1 protein-coding gene is annotated in these 2082 nt (G+C 44.2%); it reads right to left on the bottom strand.

All coding sequences use genetic code 11. The annotated features are described in order from the left end of the window. A partial coding sequence (locus FNE76_RS07990; RefSeq protein ID WP_268903670.1) for a putative barnase/colicin E5 family endoribonuclease occupies nucleotides 1-2082 on the bottom strand: 2082 nt, incomplete at both ends.

The raw sequence follows: 2082 nt of genomic DNA on the forward strand, positions 1-2082 counted from the left end.
GGGTCTTTGGGCGCAATCTTAGGCAACTCTTCTAGCCCCTCTAAACTTTGGGGCTGTTTGTAGTCCTTGGGCTTTTTTAAGGGGGGTTTGTTGGCTTTAGCCTCCTCTTGTTTGGCTTGGGTATTTGCGCGTCTTACCCCCCTCTCTTCCTTTGTGAGTTGTGTATATGATTTGGCTTTAACGCCATTGCCAAGCCGTGTAGCTCTTTCTTGTAAGCCCTCTAACTCATAGGGGTAGAGTCTTTCAAAGTATTTTGCATCCGTGCTATTTTCAGCCCTAAACGCAAATATCTTACCATCAATGTTTTTAACAAGATACATAAAAAACTCATCTTGAAACACCGCATCGGGGTGTTCTAAGGTCTGTTTAAAATAGGGGGCATAGCCATCGGTCAATCCAAAATAAAAATCTTTGCTACGCACTTTAAAGGGCTTTTTTTGGGCACTCTGCAAGGCTTCTAAGACTTCTTTGGGCATATTGGGGGTAAAGGGGTCATCGCCTTCTTTAATGCCAAAGAGTTTTTTAAACGCCTCATGCTGATCGCTTAAAATATATCTAGGGTCATGGGAGTAATGCATATTATACTTTTTAGCCGTTGCGTTATCCACAGCTAAAGACTCTATTAGCTCTTCTGCGCTCTTGGGGGTTTGGGCTTTAAGGGGGGTTGTGGTATGCTCGTCTAAGTCCTTTTGGGCAAGATCGGAGCCATGCCCAGACTTAGCCGCGACTTGGTCGAACTTCTGCGCGGGGGACTTTCTATTCTCATATGCCGTAACAATCCAGTAGTTTTTGCCTTTATGCTCCCAGCCCTGCGAAACCCCTACCCTAAATTCTCTGCCATTGTCTTTTAGAATGATGGTTTTTACGCCCGCTTGGTCGGTAACTAAATCCCCCCTTCTTATGATCTCCTCAATCCCATGACCCAACTTCTCAAAAGGCGTATTCCCCTCAAAAGGGCTAAAATCCTCAAGATGCTTTTCTACAATCTTGCTTAAGCCATAAGGTTTAAGCGGCTTGCCATTAGCTCCCTTTAAGCCTTGCAAACGCTGCGCTTGCAAACGCTGCGCGTTTGCTCCCCACACTAAATCAATATACCCCCCACTCTCGCCTAAGTCTGGGCGGTAAAACGCCCCGGCTACTTGCCCGCGTTTCTCTTGCAAGAGTTTGGCCACTGCTTCTTTCCCCTTAAGCGCAAATTCTTTAAAATTCTCCCCAAAAGCGGGGTTGGGTTTAATTTGCCCCTTAAGCCCTATTGCGCTAGAATCATCGGTGAGTTGGTTAGAAAACGTTTTAGCCTTAAAAGTCTCAGCGAGTATATTTGGGGCTTTCTCATCAATGTATAACACTTCCCCTAAATCACTAACAATATTCTTCAGCCTATTTAAAGTTTTATAGGAATTGGTGCGGATCGTCCAAGATCCATCATTGGAACGGGCTACGCTGGTAAAATAATATTTTTTACCCATATCTTTAACAAAGATTAACGCATTTTCTTTGTCCCTTAAAATCATATCGCTTTGCTCTAAAGTCGGCTTAATCAAGGGCAAAAACTCTTCTCTTTGGCGTTTTTCTAATTTAACCAAGCTCCCCCTAGTGAGTTTGATTGGCTCCCCTTTGAGTATAGGCTCTAAAGCTTCTTGCACTTGGGGGCTAAAACTAGGAATAAAGGGCGCATCAAGGCTTTTAAGATTAAAAGTTGTTAGCCACTCCTCTTCTAATGCCCCATCCTGCAACTGGGCTAATCTGCTTTGTTTGTGTCGGGTTAATTCATATGCGCTTGGGGCTGTGCTTTTAAGCTCTTTGGCCTTGTTTAAGGCTTGTAAAATTTGGGCGTGGTTTAAATACGCTTGCCTGCCTTCTTGGAGGATTTGCATCGTGCTTTTAATGTCTTCTTTAAAAATCACGCCCTTAATATCCACTTCTCTTTTATAAGGCAATAACCCCGCGATGCGCTCTTTGTTTTCTTGCACCAACACTTTAGTCTGCGCGGGGCTAAGGCCTTGTTCTTTAGCCCTTTGCACCACCTCATAAGTGCTCTTATAGGGCAATAGGGTGGTTTGATTGTTAAGCGGGGGTTTGGTA

It is taken from the genome of Helicobacter mehlei, from assembly GCF_007280785.1.
In the GTDB taxonomy this organism is placed as follows: domain Bacteria; phylum Campylobacterota; class Campylobacteria; order Campylobacterales; family Helicobacteraceae; genus Helicobacter; species Helicobacter mehlei.